Genomic DNA, 22541 nt, shown 5'->3' with positions numbered 1-22541 from the left:
GAATTCTGACAGAGGTGGCATTACAATCGCAGAAAAAAAGTTAGTTCTGTGCAAATCGTGCGAACCAGTGGATGCGGACGGCTGTCTTTTATCGGCAACAGACGAATGGTGTTTTGTCTGTGAACGAATTGATCTGCCTTGCGGGTGTGATGGATGCACGATGGTCTTCGGAACCATTAGACGGGGTTCGATTCCCTGGCGGGGTACTTAAGTAAAACTGACGCTGGAGCCAGATGGCCAGGCGACTGCCTGCAAAGCAGTTCTAAGTGGGTTCGACTCCCACCGGCGTCTTAAACCAGCCAACTGCCGATGCGGACTACATCATTCTCTGATTAAGAACCGATGTCTGTGTCATTCCTTCGTTGGCCGGTTTGTTGAATCCAACTGCCTGTCGGGATTACATCGTAACTAAGACGGTCCTAAGGTAGCCAACCCGGAGTGATCCGGGGAAGGTGAGCGCACAGCGTCTCCTCGAGATGGTCTGGCGTGTGCCCACTGTCGGTCTCACATGCGGCCGATAAGAGCGGCTATCTCGACTTCCACCTCGTTGGGTTTTAAAAAAGACATGACCGACTGCCGATCTGGAGTACATGGCTTACGACCCGGGGGTTGTGGGTTCGAGTCCCACCGGCGCTCATTCGCAAAGCGAGTCGCGCCGTAGCTCAATGGTAGAGCACCGTAGAAACTCTGGTTCACCACTTCGTCGGTTGTATTTACTGTCGAAAGACGATCTGTCAGCAGACGGATCGCATGCATTCAAGGAGACCGAAACTTTGATCGTCGACAAGCCGAGACGCAAATAGCGTCACATGCAAACAGGACCGACTGCCGAATGGGAGTACATGTTAATCTGATCGATGTGGGTTCGAGTCCCACCAGCATCCTGAATCGGGTGCTGTAGCTTAACTGGCAGAGCATCAGACGTTTTCTCGTTCCACAACTTCGTCGGTCTTTCTTAAGCGACTCACTCGACTGCTGGAGTGGAGTACATGGTTTCGCTGGTTCAACTCCTGCCCGGCCCACTGAATATTTAAATTTGGGCCGGACCCTGGACTCCGCGTGCGCGCGGAGAGGCAGGGTGGGACTCTGCTCGAATACCTCGTCGAGTGCTTTTTACAGGATCCGGCTGCCGTCAGTGGGGACTGATGCGTCTTTCGCCGGACCCGTTTTTTAAAGGAGGCTATGATGGCCAACAAGACTCTATTTTCAAATCGCCAGAATCAGTATCCACGTGCGGACTCGCGTAACGAGGCCGGCGGTCGCGCTTATAAATTCGAGCCGAAGCATGCGCTCGCGCAGCTGGCGGCAACCGGCACGTTCAACAACGTGTTCTACGTCGGTGCGCAGACACAGCTGGATACTCTGCGGACGCTGATTGACCAGGTGGACGATGACCGCTACCTGGCACAGCTGGCCGTGTATGCGCGGGAGCGGGCCTGCATGAAGGACATGCCGGCAGCGCTGCTGGCGACACTGTCAACGCGGGATACCGAGCTGATGCACCGTGTGTTTGATCGCGTGGTTGACAACGGCCGTGTACTGCGGACGCTGTTCCAGATGATCCGTTCGGGTCAGTTTGGTCGGACCGGTCTGTCATCGAGTCTGCAGCGGGCGTTTCAGCGCTGGCTGAACGAGGCCTCGGTGGGTCGACTGCTGTCGGCTTCGATCGGTCACGATCCGAGCCTGCGCGACGTACTGCGACTGGCACGACCAACGCCTGTCGACAACGAGCGACGTGCGCTGTTCGGCTGGCTGACGGATAAGGAGCCTGCCAAGTGGGCACCGGCGACCGCAGCGGATCTGCCACGGCAGGTGCGACAGCTGATCGCTTATCGTCAGGCAGAGACTGACCAGGCGCAGGCAGAGATCGTTGAGAATCTGTCCGTGCGTTGGGATCTGCTGGCGGATGCGGCCAAGAGTCCGCTGGTCTGGAAGGCGCTGGCCCGACAGATGGGACCACAGGCGCTGCGTATGAACCTGAATACGCTGCTGCGGCATGACGTATTCCAGGATGCGGCGCTGGTGGACTATGTGGCGGACCGTCTGGCGGACGCGGAGGCAATCCGTCAGTCGCGACAGTTTCCGTACCAGTTCCTGGCGGCTTATCTGAATGTGAGTGCCGAAGTGCCTCGCAAGATTCAGACGGCGCTGCACCAGGCGGCTGAGCTCGCCTGCGGTAACGTGCCGGAACTGCCAGGTCCGGTGGTGATCGGTCTGGATACGTCCGGTTCGATGCAGTGTCCGGTTACCGGTTGGCAGCGTCGTGGTGCTACAAGTCGGATGACGTGTGTGGATGCTGCGGCTCTGTTTGCGGCGGCTGTGCTACGACGTAACCCGGACAGCGTGGTGATTCCATTCGATACCCGGCCTTACCAGGCCCGCCTGGATCCGTCGGACTCGATTCTGAGTCTGTCGGCACGGCTGGCGAAGTACGGCGGCGGTGGTACCGACTGTTCGATCCCGCTGAACGTGGCCAACACGAAGCTCAGCAAGCGTGCGTTCGCCGGCTGCGTGCTGGTGAGCGACAACGAGAGCTGGGTGCGGCAGGGCCGTTACGGTTCGACCGGCGTGATGACTGAGTGGCAGCGGTTCATAGAGAACCAGCGGCGACTGGGCGTGACGGATCCGAAGCTGGTATGCATCGACATCCAGCCTTACGGTTCGTCACAGGCCCCGGAGCGCGACGACATCCTGAACATGGGCGGCTTCAATGACGCGGTGTTCAACGTGGTGGCGTCGTTCCTGGGCAACGACGCCGGCCGGTTCGTCGCCGAGGTCGAGTCGATCGAAGTCTGATCGGCTCGTTTGGTTTAACTGGGATACCCCTTGTCTGAGAAATCGGATCAGGGGTGTTTTGGGATCTGGTGAGAATAGCAGCTATGATGAGGATGTCTATTGTTGTATTCCGCATCAAACGAAGATTCCTGATTACTTTTTCTATCTGTTCTTTTTACGAATTTGACTACTAAATTGTAATGGAGAAAACCGTGACTTTGCGGCAAAAGGGAACTCGCATCATTACTGTGGAGAAAACTCAATATCGCTATCGAATCAGGCCAGATAGAGATGACATGGAACTTAGGATTTCTATCCAGCATATGGAATCACCAGGGCAGACTTTACTGTCCGGTTTTGCAAAGCCTCATAATATGATCCCGGTCAAATCTGGTGGATGGTGGTACCAACCAGTACCTCATGCCGTGAAACCATCAATCATTCGGAAACTCATTCTGACAGCACTTGAACAGGGGTGGCAACCGACTAGAGATGACCTGCCTGCATTTTATCTGTCAGGGAGTGATATCGTTTCTGAACTTCCACCACCAGCCTGACACATTACTCGTTTGAATGATGGGTACAGCGGAATGGGTTTCTCTTTGATCGAACCCTATTGTTCCAATCTGACTGATTGCATCCTATGGAATTAACCCGATCACAACTCGATTTACTGGAGCGACTGCAGTCAGCACTCGCCGGTCAGGCGGCGCAGGAATTCACTTATGAAACAGAGTACCTGGGCTATCTGCCGTATGGACAATATCACTGGCTGGCTGCGGGTGGCCAGCATTTACCAAGCGAGATACTGGACAGCATGCCATTCTCAGATCTTGAGGCGCTGGAAAATGCAGGATACCTGCTGCGGGTGAGTGAGTGGCAAAATCCCGAAGACGATACGCATTCCAGAATTACGTTTGTGCTGTGCGATGAGTAAAGGTCGCTGGTCCGACATTCCCGTTAGCATAGATCTCCGCAGCGTATCCAGCGTGTTATTGCTGCGCTGAAAATCAAAACGCATGGCCTGTCGCGGAATCGCTGACCCGCAACGGTGGCAACCAGCGGGGTGGAAGCAGCCGGGAGTATTGAGTGGCTATTCGATCAAGCCCTAAGTCCCCGACAACAGGCCGGGGATGGGGGCGCCGTTGCGGATGAGGGTGATAGGTCGGCCGACGTTGGCGCTGTATTCCGTTTTGGGGTCGATGCCTATGTTTTGGAAAAAGCTGGCGGCGAGATCGTCGGGTGTGAAGCCTTGATCGATGGGGGCTTGTGCCTTGTCATCGGTTGCACCCAGGACCTGTCCCCCTTGGACTGCGCCGCCGGCCATCAGGGCGCACATGGCGCGTGCCCAATGATCGCGTCCGGCATTGCCGTTGATTTTAGGAGTGCGGCCAAATTCCCCGGTGACCAGAATCGACGTCGACTGGAGCAGGCCTTTGGATTCCAGGCGGTCGAAGAGGGCTGCGAGTGACTGATCGAGTTGCGGCAGCAGTTTGCGCCCGAGGGTATTGAAGTTGTCCTGATGCGTGTCCCAGCCTTCGAGCAGGACCGTCACAAACCGCACACCGGCTTCAATGAGCCGGGTGGTGAGTAAGACGCTTTGCCCATAGTCGTGGCGACCGAAGCGATCAATTTCCCGGTCGGATTCGAGGGAGAGATCAAAGGCACTGCGTGCCCGGGGAGAGCTGATGATGCGATAGGCCTTTTCCGAAAACCGATCCAGACCGCGGACCGTGTCGTCCTGTTTTTCAAAGCCTTGAAAGGCCGTATCCAGATCGGCAAGCAGTTCTCGTCGGGAACGGTATTTGTCCACGGTCATGCCATCGCCGAGTGTGATGCCCCGCACTCGAAAGGGTTGTCCGTAGCGTGGCTTTTCCCCGGTTGACAGCGGCCCATATTCCGGTCCCAGATAGCCGGGACCTTCGACGGGGCGATCAATAGAAACAAATGAAGGGAGATCGTGGGCGGCGGGAAACTCCCGGCTGACGACGCTGCCATACATGGGGTATTTCACGACTGGCGTGGGGCGGTTGCCGGTCATCAGGTAACGTGTGCCTAAGCCGTGGGCGGCAAGATTGTGGGTGATGCCCCGCAGCACAGCATAGCGGTCGGCCTGGCGGGCCAGGCGCGGCAGGTGCTCACAGATCTGAACCCCTGACGCGGATGTGGAAATCGGGTCAAACTGTCCCCGGTATTCTTTCGGTGCGTCTGGTTTGAGATCGAAGGTGTCCTGATGCGAAGGGCCGCCGCCCAGAAAAATCAGAATGGCGGAACGCTGTGTGTCTGTCTGACCTGTTTCCGCATTCAGTCTGAGATGCTGGCTCAGCGAGAGACCCGAACCCAGGACACCCACTTTCAGCATTTGCCGACGCGTCAGTTGTGTGAGCGAGTTTAACATCGAACGATTCCTTCGCGAAAGAACAGAAGACGCTTAGTGGTTTAGCATGAATTCTTTGGTGTTGAGCAGGGCCCAGAGTAAGTCAGAGATGCCTTCTGCGGTTGTCGTGCATTGGGCCAGGTGTTGTTCCGCCCGTTCGATTTCCTGCCGGTTCGGCCTTCGTCCGACAGTACGCAACCAGGCAGTTTGAATGAGTGTGGCACGATCGGGGGAATTGCCGGCCTGTTCGAGGGTGTCGATTTCCTCAATCCATCCGCTGCCGGCGAGGCGTTGTTCAACGAGGGGATCGTTCTGCATGAAAATGGATTGCAGCAGCGTGGGCTGGTTGACGCGTTCGCAGTCACAATTGACCGCCCGCTCCGGTTTGCCGAAGACATGCATGGCATAGGTGCCTGCGAGCCGCATCGACAGGTGGCCGATTGCCCGCCGGGTGAGATCCGTTCTGACGGAGTCCATTTCATTCGAGGCAGCGACGGCCTGCTTAATGCCATCGTACACGATTTCCGCGGGCAGTCGTCGGGGGATGGCCCGGCTGAAGTTTCGGCGGTCAGCGCTGTTTGTGGCGTTGGGTGTCCTGCTGCGCTGGTAAGCGTCGCTGGAAACGATTTGCCGATGCAGCCACTGCATGTCATAGTCATGCGCAATGAATTCGCTGCTCAACCAGTCCAGAAGCTGTGGATGGCTGGGCGGGTTCGCCGCGTTGAGTTCATCGGGCGGGTCGATGATTCCCGCGTGAAAATATCCGGCCCAGACACGGTTCACAAAGGCCCGTGCAAACCAGGGATTGTCGGGATTCTTCATCCAGTTCATGATGGCGCTGCGCGGGTCGTCGCCGGGGGAAATTTCTACGGTGCCACTCCGCAGCAGACTCAGGCGGGCGGGCTTGGATTGCGGGGCGATGTACAACTCCCGCCAGGGGATCACGCGTCCTGCCTGTGCGTGTTTGAGGACAGCCGGGCGAATGGGGGCACCCTGTTTGCCGCGCACGTTTAATCCGACTTTTTGGGCGAGCTCGCGGTATTCTTTTTCTGCATCCGGCTGCACACCAAACTCGACCTGCTTAAAAAACGCGGAGAACTGCTGGAAGTCGGTTTGTGTCCAGGGGGCGAAGGGATGTTTGTGGCACTGGGCACATTGCAGGCGAATGCCGAGGAAGCTATGCGCGAAGGCGAGCGCTTTGTCTTCTGGCTTTTCCATGGTCCGACGCGTCCAGTAATGAGGCATCGTACGTCGGTTCGCAAATTCGGCAGGCGCGTGATCCCGAAAATAAGCCGAGACACTCTGGCTGTATTCGAGAAAGGACTGGTCCTCTTCGCGACTGCGGGAAAGTACGATTCGCTCGATCAGCTGATCATAGGGCAGATTTTCCTGCAGGCGCTGAAAGATCCAGGTGTACCATTGCACGGACAGGTCCTGTCCAAGTTCCGCCTGCTGGTTGGGATTGCAGCCCGTGAAATCGCACAGCCGGTTGGCCCACCAGGCGGCGTAAGCGGGACGCTGGAGTAATTCGTCGATTTTGTCATCGCGTTTACCGGGGGATGGATCAGCGAGAAATGCTTCAATCTCCTGCGGTGCGGGCAAGGTGCCTGTGAGATCGATACTCACCCGGCGGAGAAACTCGGCATCGGTGCAGACCGGTGAAGGCTGGATTCCCAGCTTGTTTAATTTGGCTTCAATAAACTCATCAATTTTCGTGCGTGCGGGTTTTGGGGGAGTGTGTTTCTGACCCTGCTCAGAGAGGGCACGCATCACGGGCAGTGCCGCGACGCCGTTGTCGTAGAAGGCGATGAGATGTGTGTCGCCCGGACCCTCCGTTTTCAATTCCCCGTTTTCGCTGACGCTGACCACCGTATCATCGTTGGAGCGAAACCGGCAGAGCGGGGTGACGTCTTCACGACTTCCATCCTGCCAGACGGCGACGACCTGTAGTTGCAGGGGACGGGAGTCCTTGTGGAAGATGACTTCAGCTGGTTCGATCTGTAACTCTTTCAGCTGACGCGGTGTCTGCGTTCCCCGAGCCCCGGTTTCAATCCAGCGCTGGAAGAGATGATGTTCCCAGGAACCGGATGCAAACCGCTCGCCTCCCTCGTGGTCAACCTGCTCCATGGCTTTCCGGAGAATCAGGCTTTGTTCCGGTTGCTTGACGTTGATCCGGGGGCCGGCAGTCGAGCCAGCTTTCCCGTGGAGCGCCGCGTGGTCCATCTGGAAATCGTAGCCAAACAGCGAGAGTTGAAATCCACCTCGTCCCTGGAACGATCCATGACAGGCGCGGCCATTGCAACCCAGCCGACCCAGCAGTGGGATGACATGTTTCTGGAAATCAGGCTGCTCCCCGGAGTCAGCGGGTGCAAATCGCTGACTGACGGGGGGCAGGATTTTTGTGGCGGCCTGTTCTGCGAATGCAGGGACCGCCATGAGGAGTAGCGAGAAACAACTGAAGAAAGCACGCATGGGGCACCTTTCTGTCAGTCAATTTTTTTCAGGAGTTCGCTGGGGAAGTCGAGCTGGTCGCCGCGGTTGTGGAAGGCTTCGCATTCCAGGCGATCACCGGGTTTCAGTACGAGCAGCACATCCAGCCACTTTCCGGAGACACCCTGCACGGTAAACTGACGACCTTCACAACTTTTGGTGTCTTTGGCCCCGTTCTTTTTCCAGACCCGCTTGACTTTATCCGCGGTGAAGACGAACTCACCTTTTTCGACATCTTTGCTGACGAGTGTTCCGATTAAGATGCCGCGAAAGCCGCGCATGCCGGCAGGAAAACCGCTGGATTCTTCTGACTGCTGCTCCCGATCGGGGGCCGATTCGCGATCGGGGGCAGATTCGCGGTCGGGTTTCTCATCGGTTTTGCGGACGAATTCGGCTACCGAGAGATGGTCACTCTGGCGGCCGATATGTTGCAGGCCGACTTCAATGCGGTCGCCTGCATTCAGTTTGTAGTAGGCTTCTTTGCGACGCCAGAACCCGGCGAGCATCATTTTTTTGCCTTCAATGCTTTTGGGGTTTTCGGCTTCACTCTTTTTCCAGGTGTCCGTTACCTTGTCGACCTGCACGATGAGCTCAAAGGTATCGGGATCTTTTTTGAGGACCTTGCCCGTCACAGCACCGCGAAATCCGCGGAACTCCTCCGGAAGTACGGGGTAGTCTTCCGCTTTGTAGGGGGCTACTTTGCGGAGGAGTTCTCCGGGAAACGTAAGTTGGGTACCGCGATCATGGCGTGCTTCAAATTCCAGCGTTTCACCCGGTTTGACCAGCAGCAGCACATCCAGCCACTTTCCGAATACGCCGTTGACTTCAATATTCTTGCCAACCAGGCTCTTGGGATTCTTCGCCTTGCTGTTCTTCCAGACGCGAGGGATGGCATCCACTTTGACAACGAAGGTTCCCCGTTCCACATCTTTTTTCAGCAGCTGACCGACTAACATTCCGTTGAGATTCATAGCCCCCTCGGGAATGGCATCGGGTTGTGTGCTGGTTACCGCGGGGCGTGCCTGCTCGGACTGTTTGTCTTCCGCGGCGGCGGGTAGCGTCAGGCTGGCGAGAACGGCCAGGGTCGTCAGTGATTGTTTCATTGAAGGTTCCTCTTCTATGACAGGGTTCCGCGGAGTCGCAGCGGCACGTGGCGCGACTGCAACCAGTAAGATCAGGAGTACCAGAACAGATCCCAGCATTGTCGTTCGCATAAACCGCCTGGGAGGGAGCGGTCTGTCTTCCAGCAGACATTCAATACGATGGCCCAGGGTAGAACGGAAGGCGGCCATTCCAACACTGAGCTGTGGTTCCCGCCGTGAAGCATCAGCCGTCAGGATCCACTCACAGAGTTTTGTCAGACAGCGTGCCAGTCCCGTGCGTTCATCCAGCAGTTGTGCGGCGTGGGCATCGGCGACGAACTCCATTTCGATTTCCAGTTTCCGGAACAGGCAGCGATTCAGCGGTTGAAAGAAGAAGCCGCGACACAGCAGTTCTCCCACTAATTTCCAGAGGCTGTCCCTGCGGGCGACATGCACGATTTCATGGGCCAGCAGGGCTGCCTTTTCCTGTGCATTCAGCAAGCCGAGAAAACGCGCCGGGATTAAAATGAACGGGCGGATGATACCCGCGGTGAAGGGACTGCGGATCTGTTGAGATTCGAGTACACTGACCGGTTCCCGGAGCCCCGCCTGGCGAGACAGTCGCTTCACGAGCGATCGCGTGTCTGATGTTGTAACAGGTTGTCCTTCCAACCGTAAACGCCGCAACTGGCGGAGTTGATACAGAATCAGAATTCCCCCCGAGATACATGCTGTCAGGAAGATGAGACAGCAGACCGAGCGGATGATCCAGCCATGGGCGGGACCCGAAGTGGACTGTCTGCTTGACAAATCCTCGGTTGTCGCATGCACTGCTGCGAGTGAGGGGGCAGCGGTCGCGTTATCGCGGGTGCTCCTGGCATATTTCCCCTGATATTCAGGCATCAAAGCTGAGTTTAATAAGTCATCCCTGTCCCGCTGATGATCGGTCTCGGCTGGTGAGCTGGATGCTTCCGTTACAGAGGTGACCGACCATTGCCAGCCGAAGTGGGGTAAGTAGTCGAGTGTGACGATCAGGCTGGAAAGCAGGGGACCGAGCAGGGCGACTTTCAGGAACGTGACGCGGGTTTCCGTTCTGATGCGCGGCCCGTACATGAAGGCGAGTAAAACCAGCAGGCCTAGGATGGTGGAATGAATCAGGTATGTGACCAGGAACGAGAACAGCCCGTTGGTGGCGGTCAGGAATTCTGTCATGAGCGATCCCCTTTCTTTTTGGGTCTCGCTTGCTCATGTTGAGAGACCAGCCGTTTAATGCGGTCGAGTTCATCGGGATCGACCTGATCGCTTTCCAGCAGATGGCTGACCAGTGCAGAGGGACTGCCACCAAAGATGCGATCGACGAGTTCATCGACGAGCGAAGTGCCGATGCCATCTTCGGTGATTGCCGGCTGATAGTAGAACACGCGCCCCTGGGCCCGATGCCTGACCAGCCCTTTCTGTTCCATCCGAGAGAGTACTGTCGCCACGGTGGAATAGGCCAGCGGCCGTTCCAGATCCAGTGATTCCTGAACGTCCATGACCGTGGCTTCGCCACGATCCCACAACACACGCATAATGGCTAATTGCCGTCCACCCAGTTTCACGGAATGCTCCTCAATCAGGTCTACCACAAAATCTACAAGTGTAATACTACAAATTGTAGATGAGAGGTCAAGCAGAAAATTGCCGGTTGAATGATTTTTTCTATGGGGCTTTTCAACCGGTTGTCTCACGTACATCAGGAGTGGATGTGAGGGCAGAAGGGAGGGGAAGTCGGTCACGTTGATAGTTGTTTGGCAGCGTACACGCTGATTGATTCCGCTCCCGGGCGTGGTAAGATTTCAGTTTGTTTCCTCATCCAGTAGACGCGGATTTCCCGGCGATGAACAGAGACAGGCTGAATCTTGTGCTGACTGCGATTGGCGTGCTGGCAGTGATTGCCGGTTGCGTGCTGTTCCCTTTCGTTCGCTGGATTGTGGTTGCCCTGGTTGTGGCGGTGCCTCTCTTGATCATCTCACTTATCATGCTGGTAGGAGTGCTACTCAACATCGGCGTACGTGGCCCCCGGTCACTGGCCGGTCGTCGCTGCAGAGAGTGTGGCAAGTGGCGGGCGCTGCAGGAATACAATCGCGTCTTTCTACATGGGAATGCCAAGTTCCCGTTCGACCATTTCAATGTCATCTATCGCTGCCGGTATTGTCACCAGACCCAGGTGCAGGAAGAGCACGCCCCGCATCCTCATCACTATGCGACCGAACGATCGGCGGTGAAAGTTCTGATCCCGAGTGGCAGCTATCAGCGTTACGCCGATGATCTCGTGGGCAAGACGGTGGGATTTGTCAGGAACATGCTGGAGGATGATGAGTTGATCGCCGGTCCGCTCGTTACCCTGGTCAATGGTCAGTCCGTGTCGGACGACTACGTACTGTCGAGGGGAGAACTGCTGGAGTTTATGCGAGCCGATGATACGGGGCCCGCAACTGGTTGAGATCGTGGTTTTTCTGAACGAGTGGAAAGCGGGAATGCTGCATCCTTTACGTCCAGGTTGAAGGCCTGCCTCAGTATTCTCTAGAAAAAAAGCTTGCAGTCTGATCAATGTGCAGTATTATCTGCACATTAGAGGAGGAAGTCCGATGTCGCGTTTTACACCAGGCGAACTTGCTGTGATGCAGATCCTGTGGGAGCAGGGTGAGCTGAAGCCAAGTGAGTTGCAGGAACTTTTTCCGGAGCCGATTAAAAATCCGGCGCTGCGTTCCTACCTTGCGATCCTCGTCGAGAAGGGGCACATCTCACGACGCAAGGTCGGTAAGGCTTACTATTATAAGGCGATCACGCGTCGCAAGGCGGCGTTTCGTTCGACGATTCGTCAGATTGTCGATGCTTACTGCGAAGGTTCCGCCAGGAAACTCATTCTAGATCTGATTCGCGCAGAGAAGCTGAGCCAGGACGAGTTACTGGAACTCAAACGGCTGGCAGATGATCCCCAGCAAAAATGATTCGGGAGGCGAAGATGTCATCCACCTTGAACTGGTTGATGGGCAGCAGTGAAGATTTATCAAATAGTGCCCTGCTGATTCTGATTCGATTGACGCTGATTCTGATGGTGGCCTGGCTCTGTCACTGTGCCTGCAGCCGCTGGAATCCCCGGCTGCGAATTTTACTCTGGCGGATGATGGCGGTCAGTCTAATCTTCGTGACGGTCTTGAGTCTGCTTCCCTACCGACTGCAACTGGCACTGCTGCCTGCCGCATCCCCTGTTGTGGAAGTGGATGAGGTCGTCGAACCTCCGGATCTGAATGAAACGTCTGCTGCCATAGAGTTGACTGTGCCTTTGAGTGGTCCCTTATCCCGGGAGGTTGAACTCTCTGACAGAGGATTAATACCGCTGAATGAACGGCCGCCGCTCGAGGACACCGCCGCCACGCAGGCATCTATTCTTGAGAATGCGGGGACGCAGGAGACGGCATGGACAGCAAGTTGGTTTCCCACTGGTTTGTCGGGTTATGCCTGCGTTATCTGGGGCCTCGGTGTGGCGCTGCTCACATTGAGCTGGTTGGGCGGCGTGCTCAGACTCGTGGCACTCTATCGACGTGCGATACCGGTGCCTGCCGCAATTCAGGATCAGGCTGAGGCGATTGCTGCGCAACTGGGATATCTGAAATCGATTGATGTCCGTTGCAGTGGGGAAGTGCCGACGCCCTTTATCGTAGGGGCATGGCGACCTGGTGTGTTGATACCGGTGCAACAATGCGCTGCTGCGGAACGCCAGGAATTACAGGCGTCTTTGGCACATGAGATCGCCCACTGCCGGGGGAATGACCTGCGCTGGCATCATCTTTTCACGCTGTTACAGATTCTGCTCTGGTTCCATCCGCTGATGTGGAGAACCCGCGTCGTGCATGCGGACGCCTGCGATGAACTATGTGATTTAAAAGCCGCCGGCTATCTGGGGGATGACAAATTGTATGGGCGTCTGCTGGCGGGGCTGGCGTTACGCGTGGCAGAGCGAAACAGGAGCAGTGCCCTGGCGATGGCCCGTCGATCACAGGTGCGCAAACGAATTGAAGCCGTGAGTCGCAACCGGGCCAGCAGGGGATTGAACCGCTGGCAGGCGGGCAGCATGCTGACGACGGCAGTCGCGATGGTGGTTCTCCTGGGAGTGGTGCGCATCAGTCGCGCCCAGGAACAGCCGACGGAGGCTGAAGACCAGCCACAGGCAGTACAGGTCCAGGAGAGTAAGCAGGCTCAGGGCGTCAAAGAGACGCTCTCCGGAACCGGCGAACCGGGGGCGACAGTGAAGCTTTATCGTTATCCCGAAAGGCATACCAAGCCTGTCTTCCAGGGGAAGACAACCATTGACGACAATGGTCACTTTACATTTAAAGATGTGCAGCTGCCTGGTGAGGGGGCCGCCTGACCATGGTTGCCACCAAGGCTGGTTTTACTTCGGCGATGTGGTCGATGTGGCCAGAGTACCGCCGATCTAAAATATCTCTGCGTATGAAATCAGACACGGCTGCCTTGAGCGGTACGATTACCGATGAGAACGGAAACCCGGTTGCTGATGCGGTGGTCACCCTGCAGCCAGATCAGTATCCGATACCGGGATTCCTGATGGCCAAAACCGACAGCCAGGGGCGGTACACCATTAAGGACCTGAATGCCTGGAATTCAGATAAGTCGAACACAAAGTCCCCGTCGAGTAAAAAAGGGTACACGGCTTCGCGATGCTTGTTCCGGGTACATCACGCAGATTATCCGATCACGATCGGCTCGTATTCACAGCTTCCACAAACTGTTGATGTTACATTGCATCCCCCGGCGATTGTGGAAGGGCAGGTGGTTGATCTGGTGACGGGAGAACCGCTGGCCGATGTTGAGGTTCATGCGCAAGGGATCGCCCGGCATGGTGGTTTCACAACCAGGACGGATGCCAACGGAAACTACAAACTCCGCATGACGAACGATTATTACAATATCTGGGCCGTCGCACCGGAGCGGATGCCCCTGGCGATCAAAGCCCTGAAAGTGACGGAGGGACAGCGGCAGACGGGGCGGGATATCCCGATGGCCCGGGGTGGCTATGTGACCGGGAAAGTGATAGATCCGGCGACGGACCAACCCATTGATGGTGACAAACGGAAGATGCAAGTGGCCCATCACGGTCCGGCGCGACCGATGACCGGGGCCGCAGTCACTAGCACCAGAGTGCAGGCCGATGGAACCTATCGTCTGCACGTGGCGCCGGGACGTAACTACATTTACCTGATGAACGGGAGCTCTACCCCGGGTTATCTGAAAGTCGGCGATGGTCAGACCGTGCACCGTGATATTGTCATCGGTGAGCTGGCGGAGAAGCCACTTGTTCCTGACCCGGACCTGATGTTACGGCAGAAGTTAATGAGCGCCGCGATGTTTGATAATCGAAAACAGTCCCCACCTGCTGAAACCGAGGAGAAAAAGGCAGCGTTGCCTCCCAAAGAATCTGTTGGAAAACTACTGGCGGAACTTAAGGAGATGAACTCAGGGTCGGACCGGTTCAGTGATGAGTGGGCCAATCAGCTGTGGAAGATCGCAGCCCTGGGACCTGAGGTGGTGCCGGAACTGGTCGCGGAACTGGATCAGACATCGGATGATATGATGCTCCGCTGTCTCGGTTTTATCTTGCGTGGGATTGGCGACAAACGCGCGGTTCCCGGCCTGATCCGGGGAATTCCCAAAACGTTAATTCGCCCCAGTTCCGACATGGGATTGCGGATTCGGGGAACCGATGTCGCACCTCTCAAATTCATGCAACAGCATGACCTGCAGCCGAAACACAGAGACAATGAGTATGGATTTGGTCGGCCTGTCCGCGAAATCTTTGGTGCCCTGGAGTCGCTGACCGGTCAGAATTTTGGTGACCAGCAGCTGTATCACATTTTTCTGAATGAGTACGATTTCCCCAGTCAGAAACAGGCCAAGGCGGCTCTGTTCCACCAGGTTGCCGCACGTTGGGCAGAGTGGTGGGAGAATCACGGACGGGAACTCACCGATGACCCCGCATTTTATCAAGTGAACCTGCCGCCGTTGTCTGCTCCGGCAGCGACTGATTCCATTCCGTCCTCTGCGCTGTTGAAGACGAAGAGTGGCACGAGCGGCTGGGTGCTGCAGTCGATTCGTAGCGCACCGGAGGGGCTCGTGTTTTATGATCTCGATACGGGTCGGGCTGCGCCACTTCCCGAGCGCTGGAGGGAGAAAGAAATTTCAGAGGACCGGTTTAAGGAAATCCAGGAATGGGCGGCCGGGCAGGGTTACGATATGCTGGGGGACGAAATCAAGGGAGAAGAGGGGCAGACTCAGTTTGTTCTGCGGCCCATCGGTCTTCGCACGTGGGAGTTACCCAAGTCGCGGTGGAAAGAATCCTTGAGCCAGACTTCCATCGACGCACTGCAGGCGGAAGGGCGGGCCAACAAACAGGATCTGCTGGTGAGCTTCGATCCGGAGACCAACCAAGCCAGACCGCTGGATACCGTCACATTCTTCTACATCACGCGTGAAGGAACGCCGGGGATTCTGTATGTGGGGATCGAAGTCCAGGACGACAGTCTGAAGTCGGGCGGTGTTTCGACCGGGGACAATGAGTTGAACCCGGTTGCCTTCCGGAAAGGACGTCGGTTTGGACTCAATCGGCTGGTGACGGGAGCGAATTTATTCCGCGGGAGGTGAGACCGGTTCTTCCTCTTCTTGCTGAACGATGATTTTCGGGCGGAGCAGCAGGAAGGTGCGCGTCTGATCGGCGGTGGTCTTCTTGAAGACTTTCGCGTCGGCCACTTTGTCTGAAACGGGGACTCCTGTCTGGTTGGTCTTCTGCGCGACGAGTTCGATGAGGACGGCTTTGCCATCGGGGACGGTCGTGACATAGGTCTGCAGTTGCTGAGGCTCGGACTGTGGATCGCTGACCCGCAGGTTAAGGCGGACTTCACGACGATCTGCGGAAATGACCGGCTGCAGATAGAAGGGACGCAGCAACGGGTGCGGCTTACCTCCCGCCGTATACTCTGTCACATGGGCGGTGTAGCCGTTTAACAACGCAACTTCAGGCGGCTGGATCAGATTGGTCCGGCTGTGGTTTTGTGCTGCTTCCAGGAGCGACTTGACCTCTTCGTCGTTGAGCAGGACTCCCCCCAGCGGACCTTTGTTCTGCTGAGTGCGGGCCATCAGACTGTTGGCATCCAGATCGAAGCCCAGACGTTCCCAGGCTTTGTCCGGCAGGTTTTCCAGGATGCGGGTTTCTACGGAAACGTGAAAATCCCGCTGCCGGCGGAGTTCTGTGAGTAAGGTTTCGATTTCCTGGTGCGCCTCTTTCGACTGCCGGATGACGAGGCACATCGTGGGATCAAACGCGCGAATCGAACCTGTGCCACCGAGTCGCTCCCAATCGACAGGTTGCACCGAGGCTTCAATGACTTCGATCAGCGAGTTGAAGTCGACCGAGTTTCTGTTGACGACCGGAATTGGTTCATCAGCGGAAACCGGACCGGTCATGGGAATGGGGATCACTAAATCGGCGACGGGATAGGTGCGTGTGGTGCGCTCACCCTGGGCCCGCGTCTTACTGGTAACGACGAGAACTTCATCTTTGACGGTATACGCGAGATCCAGTGGCAACAGCATCAGGTTGAGCACACTCTTTAACTGGATGCCTTCGACTTCGATGGTGATGAGATTCTCAGGGGTTATGCCGACTTCGTTCAGGCCCCGAGTATCGACGAAAACGTTAATGCCGAGATCCCGGGAGAGCGTAAGCAGCACGTCGGCCAGCGGTTTCTTTTCGGCCTTCAGTGTAACGGACTTTTTGAGTGCCTTCCGGATCGTTAATTCGGAGGGAGTGGCATTCGCTGGTGGATTCAAAGCCTGTGGCGGTGCCGCGAAGGATGCCTGTTTGATCGGCTTGTCCTGCGGCTGCTCTGCAGGATCGTCGGCGAGGACAAAGCCTTGGATTAACAGGAGTGTCAGCAGGGGCAGCGTTAATTGATATCGCATGGTTCGATTCCTTTCGCGAGAGCGCGGCCCCGGGGCGAGGCGATTGATTCCGTTCCTCATCTGCTCGATGCGGCGACAATTTCGGGGCCCGCATGGGGCGCTGTCAGCCGGGGTGGGCAGTTGCGTTTGCTGACAATTGTCTACTACCAGATTCGCGGCACTCTAACTCGTGACCCCGAAATCTGTCAAGACGAACCAGTGGGGTGGCGGTGGGCCGAGGTGCTTTCGCGAGGAAACGCAGGTACTTACTTGAAAAGCGACGAAAAATAAACGTAAATACACTATGTGGTTGCGTGTGTTCTATGCGTCTCCTTTAAAGCCGATTTGATTCCAGACTGAAACGAGGTCGACCATGGATGAGAAGTATTTTTCCCGTAAGGCGTGCTGGCATACGATGGAGGGGCAACTGGTGGTACACGACAGCTTCAGTGAGCATGCGCCGCGGATGATCACGATGGAACCCTGGTATGCGGTGGTATTCATGTCTGCCGATGGCGAACATACGGTCGATGACTTTGTGATACAAATGGCTGCCCAGTACGAAGCGGGGGAACCGGCGGGGCTGCGGGAGCAGATTCACGAAATCATGGGCACCTTGATCGAGGAAGGAATTTTACGTCTGCATGAGGAACCAGAGCCGCTGCCAACCTACTTTGCGGAGGAGTACTTCGAGCAGGATGCGGAAATCCGAAACCAACAGATGCAGGCGGATGGTCTGATAGAGTGAGGTTTTTCCTGATTATCAGCTCCTGCAGAGTCACCTTTCACCTTGCAATCTACCACAGTCAATCTTAATCATCACAGCAGCCAGGAGGAAAGTTCATGCCTGACCGGCGGAATCATCGGGGCGCTCATCCCCAGGATCGGTTGCTGTTTGCGCGCGATGCGGAGCCTGATCTGTGCCGGGCGACTTCTGATCTGAACTGGCTGTTGACCCGTGGGTATGCGTCGGTCTCTGCACTCAAGCTGGTGGGGGATCGTTATGCGTTGAACGCGCGACAACGGCTGGCGGTGGGCCGCTGTGCCTGTAGTGAGGAAGACGCGAACCGGCGGCAGATGCATCAGGTCGAGACGCCGGACCTTGTGGGGGCGGAGCTGTGGATTGACGGGTATAACGTGTTGACGTCGCTGGAGGCGGCGCTGTCGGGCGGGGTCATTCTACTGGCCCACGATGGCTGTTTTCGGGACATGGCCAGTATGCATGGCAGTTATCGTAAGGTAGCCGAGACGATCCCCGCGATTCAGATCCTGGGCGAACTGCTGGCGGAGTGGCAGGTGGCCGGTTGTCGCTGGTTGCTGGATCAGCCGGTCTCCAACAGTGGTCGTCTGAAGACGATGCTGCGGGAACTCAGTGAGGAGCGGGGCTGGAACTGGGAGATCGACCTCGTGCCTGACCCCGACCCTGTGCTGAGCGCCGCCGACCAGATCGTGGCTTCCGCGGACAGCCAGATTCTCAACCAGGCCGGGCGGTGGTTCAACCTGGCGCGGACCGCTGTCGAAGAGCGGGTGCCCGAAGCGTGGGTGGTGGATCTTTCGGGTTGCTGATTTTTTCGTATCGGGTCGGATGCGGATCTGTTAGACTGGTGTTCGTACTTCTACTGCTGAGTTTTTGACCTGACTCTGTCCCAGAGTCTCCAGCGAGAAAGAGACCATCATGGCCAACTGGTATGTGAAACGTGGTGACCAGACAGCAGGCCCCTTGACCCGGGAACGGCTGATTGAACTGGCGGCGCAGGGCAAAGTACAGGAGTCGGATCTGGTGAGAGAAGGAGAGGCGGGTGAATTCCGACCTGCGGGCCAGATACCGGGACTCTTGCCAGCGGAGACAGTCAGCAGTGGGGGCTCCGACTTTGAACAGACGAGTTCCACTTCCTCTGGCCCGAAGAAAAACAACACAACACTGATCCTGGTCCTCGCGATTCTGGGGGGCGGGGGCATTCTCGTGGTCATGGTGCTGGTGGCTCTGCTGCTACCTGCCGTTGAGCAGGCCCGCGAAGCAGCCCGGCGGTCGACATCCAAAAATCATCTGAAGCAGATCGGCCTGGCGATGCATAATTATCATGACACGTTCGGAGTGTTTACCCCGGGGGGGACGACCAACGTGGAAGGCAAGCCGAACCACAGCTGGCAGACGTTCATTCTGCCCTTTATGGATCAGGCGGTGTTGTACAATCGGATTGACATGGATCAACCCTGGACGACGCCGGAAAATCGCAAGCATTTCACCCAGGTCATTCCTGACTACCTGCATCCTTCCGTTGAGGAAACCGTTTCTCCAGACGGGTTGGCGCTGTCGCATTACATCGGGAACGAACTATTGCTGGAGACCAATGGGAACACTCGGTTTCGTGACATCACTGATGGCGCCTCGACTACGATCATGGCGATTGAATCGGGAGAGGGTTTTAAGCCGTGGGGCGATCCGACCAATATCGATCATCCTGCCAATGTGATGCGAGAGGGGAGGAAGACGTCGATGGTGGGGGGCAATCATGTGCTGCTCTCCGACGGAGCGGTGCGATTTGTTTCGGAGAATATTGATCCGGATGTGTTAAAGGCGATGAGTACCCCCAACGGTGGTGAAGCCATCGGTGAATTTTGAGCGAACGTCAGACAACCAGTAAGAGAAGAAAAAGGCAGGTCTCAACTTAATGAGACCTGCCTCTTTTTGTTTCAACGCTGTTACGAATGCCTGTTCGATAATCGCTGGTGCTGGTCTCGCCTGATTTTTCAGAATTGTGAATTTCCGCCGCCAAGTTTGCGCTGCGCTGACGCTTGAGAGGTTGAGCACTGTTCGTCAACTGACGTCAGTATTCCCCCTTTCGTCTTTGCCTGACACATGGTTTTGCAGTTTGAATAATGAGGTATCTCTATGAATTCCAGTGATTTATGTCAGAGGTTGCGCGTTTCGGAATCGCAGTTTCGCAAAATCTGCCAGCACCTGAAGATTGCGGCCGCCGATGATATCCAGAGGACCTTTACGCCCCGGGAGATTCAGCGGCTGCAGCATTTTGTAGAGACGCGGCGGTCTGCGGCTGGAAAGAAAAATGCGACAAAGATCCAAAGCAGAACACCGACTCGCGATTCAACAACGCCCCCCAAACCTACTTCATCTGAGAAACCACGGGTTGTTGAGCAGACCGCGTCAACGAAACCTGCCCCCGCTGAAAAGCCGGTTGAGAGCACCGCGTTTCCAGCCCGGACCAGCACTGAGCCAGAGTCGAAGCAGCCCGAAGTGGTTGCCGGTCTGCCGGAATCCGAGACGGCTCCGGTTCTGATGCGGGCGATCGCTTATGTGATCGATGCGTTGCTGACGCTGATCCTGGGGCCGCTGGTGTTGATTCCGATCCTGGGGCAGATTCTCATCGGCCTGATGCTGTGCTGCTACTGGCTGTTCCGCGATGCGGCAGGCGCCAGCCCCGGGAAACTGCTGCTGGGATTACAGGTGTCAAATAACAGTGCCGACCCTGCAAGGGTCGGGCCGCGGATCTTGCGAAACATTCCGTTGTGTATCGGGCCGTTCCTGTTTTGTATTCCGATAATCGGATTCGTAATTGGCGTGCCGATCGCTATTCTGGTGGTGCTGACTGAGGTGATCATGTTGCTCGTTACAGGAAGACGGATCGGCGATTTGCTGGGTGATACTTCGATCAAAACCGTTCCCAAGGTCAGACTGGTCAGTGAATAGCAGGCAGCCCGTCGCCTGTTGACTGCTGCCGATTCAGTCTGGTTAAGAAATCGTTGAGAATCAGTTTTATTCCGGGGTGCAGATGTGCATAATGAGAGAGACTCTTCTAATTCTGTCTACCGATCGAGTTCTCTCAGGATACGCGCATGCGCAACTCGGAATACCAGCGACTTCTCAACGAATCGCTGCAGGGCAACCAGGAGGCGATCGGGCAATTGCTGGATCGCCACCGGCCCTATTTGAAGTTCATCACGCAACGGGCGCTGGACGGTCGTCTGCAGGCTCGCGTGGATGATTCGGATATCGTGCAGCAGACCTGTCTGTCGGCCCTGCGAAACTTTCAGCAGTTCGACGGGAAAGAAGAGGCGCAGTTTGTTGCCTGGTTGCAGAAAATCCATGAACGGAATATTCAGGATACGATACGCCGACACGCGGGCGCAGAGAAGCGGGCCGTAGGTAATGAAGTCGCGGGCTCGCGTCTGGAGGGGCTGTTTCACCTGGAAACTCTGAGTCCCTCACAAAGGGTGATGCAGGCCGAGGATGCAGTGCGGCTGGCGGAAGTGCTGGCGTCGATTCCTGCAGACCAGGGGGAAGCGGTGCGGTTAAGGCACATCGAAGGCTGGTCGCTGGCGGATCTGGAGCAACACTTTGGTCGTTCGGAAACGGCGGTGGCCTCCCTGATCAAACGCGGACTCGAAAATTTACGCAAACGACTCAACGGTGATGCCTGAGTCAGCGTGAGAATCGATCCTCTGACGTCGATTGAAGGGGAGTGAGGATAGAGTTTTCGCCGTGTTTTCTGCTAGACTGAAATCATGTCTGAAACCGGATGGCTGAAATTGTTCTCTCGGCGGCTGCTGAAATGGATCGAGTTTGCGGTGAACTGGCTCAAAGGTCGTGAACCGCTGGTGCTGGTCTTTTTTCTGATCCTGGCCGGGGCTACCTGGGCGTTCATTGAACTCACCGACGAGGTGCTGGAACAGGAGACCCAGGCATTCGACAAGTGGGTGATTCGTTCGATGCGACGGGCCGATGATCCGTCGGTTCCCATCGGGCCACCCTGGGCGCAGGAGATGGGCCGCGATCTGACCGCGCTGGGGGGCGTGGCGACGCTGGTCTTCTTTACGACGGTCGTGGCAGGCTATCTCTGGATCGAAGGGAAAAAACGGGTGATCCTGTTATTGCTGTTCGCTTCCCTCGGTGGGCTGCTGCTCAGTTCTGCGCTCAAGCATTTCATCAGCCGACCCCGCCCGGATGTGGTGCCGCATCTCTCGTATGTTTATACCAGCAGCTTCCCCAGTGGCCACTCGATGCTTTCGGCGGTGATCTATCTCACGCTGGGGGCACTGCTGGCGTCGGTGATTCAGCGGACGCGGGTGAAGATTTACGTGCTTTGTGTGGCACTGCTGCTGACGCTGTTGATTGGGCTCAGTCGGATCTACCTCGGCGTGCATTACCCGACCGATGTGATTGCCGGCTGGACCGCGGGTCTGGCGTGGGCGCTGTTCTGCTGGATCCTTGCGCGTTGGTTACAGCAGCGGCACCGGATTGAAGATGCCAGCCCGACCTCGGAATCTGCTGCTGCCGACTCCGAGATCTGACTGTCCATCGATCAGGCGACATCCGGAATGCCTGCGTGCATCAGTGGCCGGGGACCGGAGGTGGGCCAGTGAAAGCGGCGCTGGTCTGCGGGGATGGGGACATCGTTGATGCTGGCTTCGCGGCGGCGCATGAGCCCAGCTTCGTCAAACTCCCAGAGTTCATTTCCGTAGGCGCGGAACCATTGCCCGTCTGCATCGTGGTACTCGTACTGAAAGCGAACGCCGATGCGGTTTTCCGAATAGCTCCACAGCGATTTGACGAGCCGGTAATCGAGTTCCCGCTCCCATTTACCGGCGAGGAATTCCCGGATCTGATCGCGTCCCTGCAGAAACTGATCGCGGTTCCGCCACTCGGAATCCGGGGAGTAGGCCAGGGAGACCGTTTCAGGGTCGCGGCTGTTCCAGGCATCTTCCGCAGCACGGACTTTGGCGGTGGCGGTGGCGAAATTGAACGGGGGTTTGATGGCAGTCATGTGTGTCTCCTGTGTTGGGTTGAAGCTGTAGTA

19 protein-coding genes and 1 tRNA gene are annotated in these 22541 nt (G+C 56.6%); 14 read left to right on the top strand and 6 right to left on the bottom strand.

Translation table 11 applies throughout. The features are described from left to right. Positions 1 to 219: 219 nt before the first annotated feature. The 4 genes from F1728_RS13150 (at position 220) to F1728_RS13135 (ending at position 3712) form a co-directional block, all read left to right on the top strand. A tRNA-Cys gene (locus F1728_RS13150) sits at positions 220 to 291 on the top strand. Positions 292 to 1185: 894 nt separating this feature from the next. Further along, positions 1186 to 2796, top strand: a complete 1611-nt coding sequence (locus F1728_RS13145) for a TROVE domain-containing protein (RefSeq protein ID WP_155364485.1) — start codon at positions 1186 to 1188, stop codon at positions 2794 to 2796. A 191-nt stretch (positions 2797 to 2987) separates the two neighbouring features. Next, the gene (locus F1728_RS13140) at positions 2988 to 3332 is read left to right on the top strand and encodes a hypothetical protein (protein WP_155364484.1); all 345 of its coding nucleotides are present in this window, start codon (positions 2988 to 2990) and stop codon (positions 3330 to 3332) included. 86 nt (positions 3333 to 3418) lie between these two features. Then, on the top strand, positions 3419 to 3712 hold the full coding sequence (locus F1728_RS13135; RefSeq protein ID WP_155364483.1) for a hypothetical protein: 294 nt from the start codon (positions 3419 to 3421) through the stop codon (positions 3710 to 3712). A 171-nt stretch (positions 3713 to 3883) separates the two neighbouring features. Here the strand turns inward: F1728_RS13135 and F1728_RS13130 are convergent, their stop codons facing one another. Genes F1728_RS13130 through F1728_RS13115 form a run of 4 tightly spaced genes read right to left on the bottom strand, consistent with a single transcriptional unit; the run spans position 3884 to position 10325 of the window. Then, on the bottom strand, positions 3884 to 5173 hold the full coding sequence (locus F1728_RS13130; protein ID WP_155364482.1) for a DUF1501 domain-containing protein: 1290 nt from the start codon (positions 5171 to 5173) through the stop codon (positions 3884 to 3886). A 33-nt stretch (positions 5174 to 5206) separates the two neighbouring features. Further along, entirely contained in the window at positions 5207 to 7624 is a 2418-nt protein-coding gene (locus F1728_RS13125; protein ID WP_155364481.1) for a DUF1549 and DUF1553 domain-containing protein, read from the bottom strand. Between the two features lie 14 nt (positions 7625 to 7638). After that, positions 7639 to 9936 (bottom strand): M56 family metallopeptidase, encoded by a 2298-nt coding sequence (locus F1728_RS13120; protein ID WP_155364480.1) that lies wholly within the window; start codon positions 9934 to 9936, stop codon positions 7639 to 7641. Further along, positions 9933 to 10325: a BlaI/MecI/CopY family transcriptional regulator gene (locus F1728_RS13115; protein WP_194242802.1), complete on the bottom strand. Its 393-nt coding sequence runs from the start codon at positions 10323 to 10325 to the stop codon at positions 9933 to 9935. The genes F1728_RS13120 and F1728_RS13115 overlap by 4 nt, the downstream gene beginning before the upstream one ends. A 278-nt stretch (positions 10326 to 10603) precedes the next feature. Here F1728_RS13115 and F1728_RS13110 point away from each other — a divergent pair, with 278 nt between their 5' ends. From F1728_RS13110 to F1728_RS13095, 4 genes are all read left to right on the top strand, one after another. Next, entirely contained in the window at positions 10604 to 11209 is a 606-nt protein-coding gene (locus tag F1728_RS13110; protein WP_155364478.1) for a hypothetical protein, read from the top strand. 145 nt (positions 11210 to 11354) lie between these two features. Next, positions 11355 to 11717 carry a BlaI/MecI/CopY family transcriptional regulator gene (locus F1728_RS13105; protein WP_145035689.1) on the top strand — a complete coding sequence of 121 codons (363 nt, stop codon included), beginning with the start codon at positions 11355 to 11357 and terminating at the stop codon, positions 11715 to 11717. Positions 11718 to 11731: 14 nt separating this feature from the next. Continuing rightward, positions 11732 to 13138 carry a M56 family metallopeptidase gene (locus F1728_RS13100; protein ID WP_194242801.1) on the top strand — a complete coding sequence of 469 codons (1407 nt, stop codon included), beginning with the start codon at positions 11732 to 11734 and terminating at the stop codon, positions 13136 to 13138. A 2-nt stretch (positions 13139 to 13140) separates the two neighbouring features. Next, the gene (locus F1728_RS13095; protein WP_155364476.1) at positions 13141 to 15429 is read left to right on the top strand and encodes an MSCRAMM family protein; all 2289 of its coding nucleotides are present in this window, start codon (positions 13141 to 13143) and stop codon (positions 15427 to 15429) included. On the opposite strand, the gene F1728_RS13090 is transcribed toward F1728_RS13095, so the two are convergent. Continuing rightward, positions 15412 to 16746: a hypothetical protein gene (locus F1728_RS13090; protein ID WP_155364475.1), complete on the bottom strand. Its 1335-nt coding sequence runs from the start codon at positions 16744 to 16746 to the stop codon at positions 15412 to 15414. The genes F1728_RS13095 and F1728_RS13090 overlap by 18 nt on opposite strands. Before the next feature lie 352 nt (positions 16747 to 17098). Between F1728_RS13090 and F1728_RS13085 the strand changes: the two genes are divergently transcribed. From F1728_RS13085 to F1728_RS13060, 6 genes are all read left to right on the top strand, one after another. Then, positions 17099 to 17473 carry a hypothetical protein gene (locus F1728_RS13085; protein WP_155364474.1) on the top strand — a complete coding sequence of 125 codons (375 nt, stop codon included), beginning with the start codon at positions 17099 to 17101 and terminating at the stop codon, positions 17471 to 17473. A 95-nt stretch (positions 17474 to 17568) separates the two neighbouring features. Next, positions 17569 to 18291, top strand: coding sequence for a DUF434 domain-containing protein (locus tag F1728_RS13080; protein ID WP_155364473.1), 723 nt, complete (start codon positions 17569 to 17571; stop codon positions 18289 to 18291). Between the two features lie 109 nt (positions 18292 to 18400). Next, positions 18401 to 19348 carry a DUF1559 family PulG-like putative transporter gene (locus tag F1728_RS13075; protein ID WP_155364472.1) on the top strand — a complete coding sequence of 316 codons (948 nt, stop codon included), beginning with the start codon at positions 18401 to 18403 and terminating at the stop codon, positions 19346 to 19348. Between the two features lie 270 nt (positions 19349 to 19618). Further along, complete coding sequence (locus F1728_RS13070) at positions 19619 to 20434, top strand: RDD family protein (protein WP_155364471.1); 816 nt, start codon at positions 19619 to 19621, stop codon at positions 20432 to 20434. 146 nt (positions 20435 to 20580) lie between these two features. After that, the gene (locus F1728_RS13065; RefSeq protein ID WP_155364470.1) at positions 20581 to 21165 is read left to right on the top strand and encodes a sigma-70 family RNA polymerase sigma factor; all 585 of its coding nucleotides are present in this window, start codon (positions 20581 to 20583) and stop codon (positions 21163 to 21165) included. Positions 21166 to 21249: 84 nt separating this feature from the next. Further along, on the top strand, positions 21250 to 22035 hold the full coding sequence (locus tag F1728_RS13060; RefSeq protein WP_155364469.1) for a phosphatase PAP2 family protein: 786 nt from the start codon (positions 21250 to 21252) through the stop codon (positions 22033 to 22035). Positions 22036 to 22046: 11 nt separating this feature from the next. On the opposite strand, the gene F1728_RS13055 is transcribed toward F1728_RS13060, so the two are convergent. Continuing rightward, the gene (locus F1728_RS13055; RefSeq protein ID WP_145438359.1) at positions 22047 to 22508 is read right to left on the bottom strand and encodes a nuclear transport factor 2 family protein; all 462 of its coding nucleotides are present in this window, start codon (positions 22506 to 22508) and stop codon (positions 22047 to 22049) included. Between the last annotated feature and the right edge of the window lie 33 nt (positions 22509 to 22541).

It is taken from the genome of Gimesia benthica (assembly GCF_009720525.1).
Lineage (GTDB): Bacteria > Planctomycetota > Planctomycetia > Planctomycetales > Planctomycetaceae > Gimesia > Gimesia benthica.
Note: the sequence above shows the minus strand (reverse complement) of the source record. Positions and strands in the feature narration are given on the sequence as shown.

Bases quoted from the DNA above. Each gene is read 5' to 3' on its own strand.
- F1728_RS13145 (WP_155364485.1), top strand. From the start codon at position 1,186: ATGGCCAACAAGACTCTATTTTCAAATCGCCAGAATCAGTATCCACGT.
- F1728_RS13065 (WP_155364470.1), top strand. From the start codon at position 20,581: ATGCGCAACTCGGAATACCAGCGACTTCTCAACGAATCGCTGCAGGGC.
- F1728_RS13130 (WP_155364482.1), bottom strand. From the start codon at position 5,173: ATGTTAAACTCGCTCACACAACTGACGCGTCGGCAAATGCTGAAAGTG.
- F1728_RS13100 (WP_194242801.1), top strand. From the start codon at position 11,732: ATGTCATCCACCTTGAACTGGTTGATGGGCAGCAGTGAAGATTTATCA.
- F1728_RS13055 (WP_145438359.1), bottom strand. From the start codon at position 22,508: ATGACTGCCATCAAACCCCCGTTCAATTTCGCCACCGCCACCGCCAAA.
- F1728_RS13075 (WP_155364472.1), top strand. From the start codon at position 18,401: ATGGCCAACTGGTATGTGAAACGTGGTGACCAGACAGCAGGCCCCTTG.
- F1728_RS13135 (WP_155364483.1), top strand. From the start codon at position 3,419: ATGGAATTAACCCGATCACAACTCGATTTACTGGAGCGACTGCAGTCA.
- F1728_RS13070 (WP_155364471.1), top strand. From the start codon at position 19,619: ATGAATTCCAGTGATTTATGTCAGAGGTTGCGCGTTTCGGAATCGCAG.
- F1728_RS13105 (WP_145035689.1), top strand. From the start codon at position 11,355: ATGTCGCGTTTTACACCAGGCGAACTTGCTGTGATGCAGATCCTGTGG.
- F1728_RS13110 (WP_155364478.1), top strand. From the start codon at position 10,604: ATGAACAGAGACAGGCTGAATCTTGTGCTGACTGCGATTGGCGTGCTG.
- F1728_RS13085 (WP_155364474.1), top strand. From the start codon at position 17,099: ATGGATGAGAAGTATTTTTCCCGTAAGGCGTGCTGGCATACGATGGAG.
- F1728_RS13060 (WP_155364469.1), top strand. From the start codon at position 21,250: ATGTCTGAAACCGGATGGCTGAAATTGTTCTCTCGGCGGCTGCTGAAA.
- F1728_RS13125 (WP_155364481.1), bottom strand. From the start codon at position 7,624: ATGCGTGCTTTCTTCAGTTGTTTCTCGCTACTCCTCATGGCGGTCCCT.
- F1728_RS13090 (WP_155364475.1), bottom strand. From the start codon at position 16,746: ATGCGATATCAATTAACGCTGCCCCTGCTGACACTCCTGTTAATCCAA.
- F1728_RS13080 (WP_155364473.1), top strand. From the start codon at position 17,569: ATGCCTGACCGGCGGAATCATCGGGGCGCTCATCCCCAGGATCGGTTG.
- F1728_RS13120 (WP_155364480.1), bottom strand. From the start codon at position 9,936: ATGACAGAATTCCTGACCGCCACCAACGGGCTGTTCTCGTTCCTGGTC.
- F1728_RS13095 (WP_155364476.1), top strand. From the start codon at position 13,141: ATGGTTGCCACCAAGGCTGGTTTTACTTCGGCGATGTGGTCGATGTGG.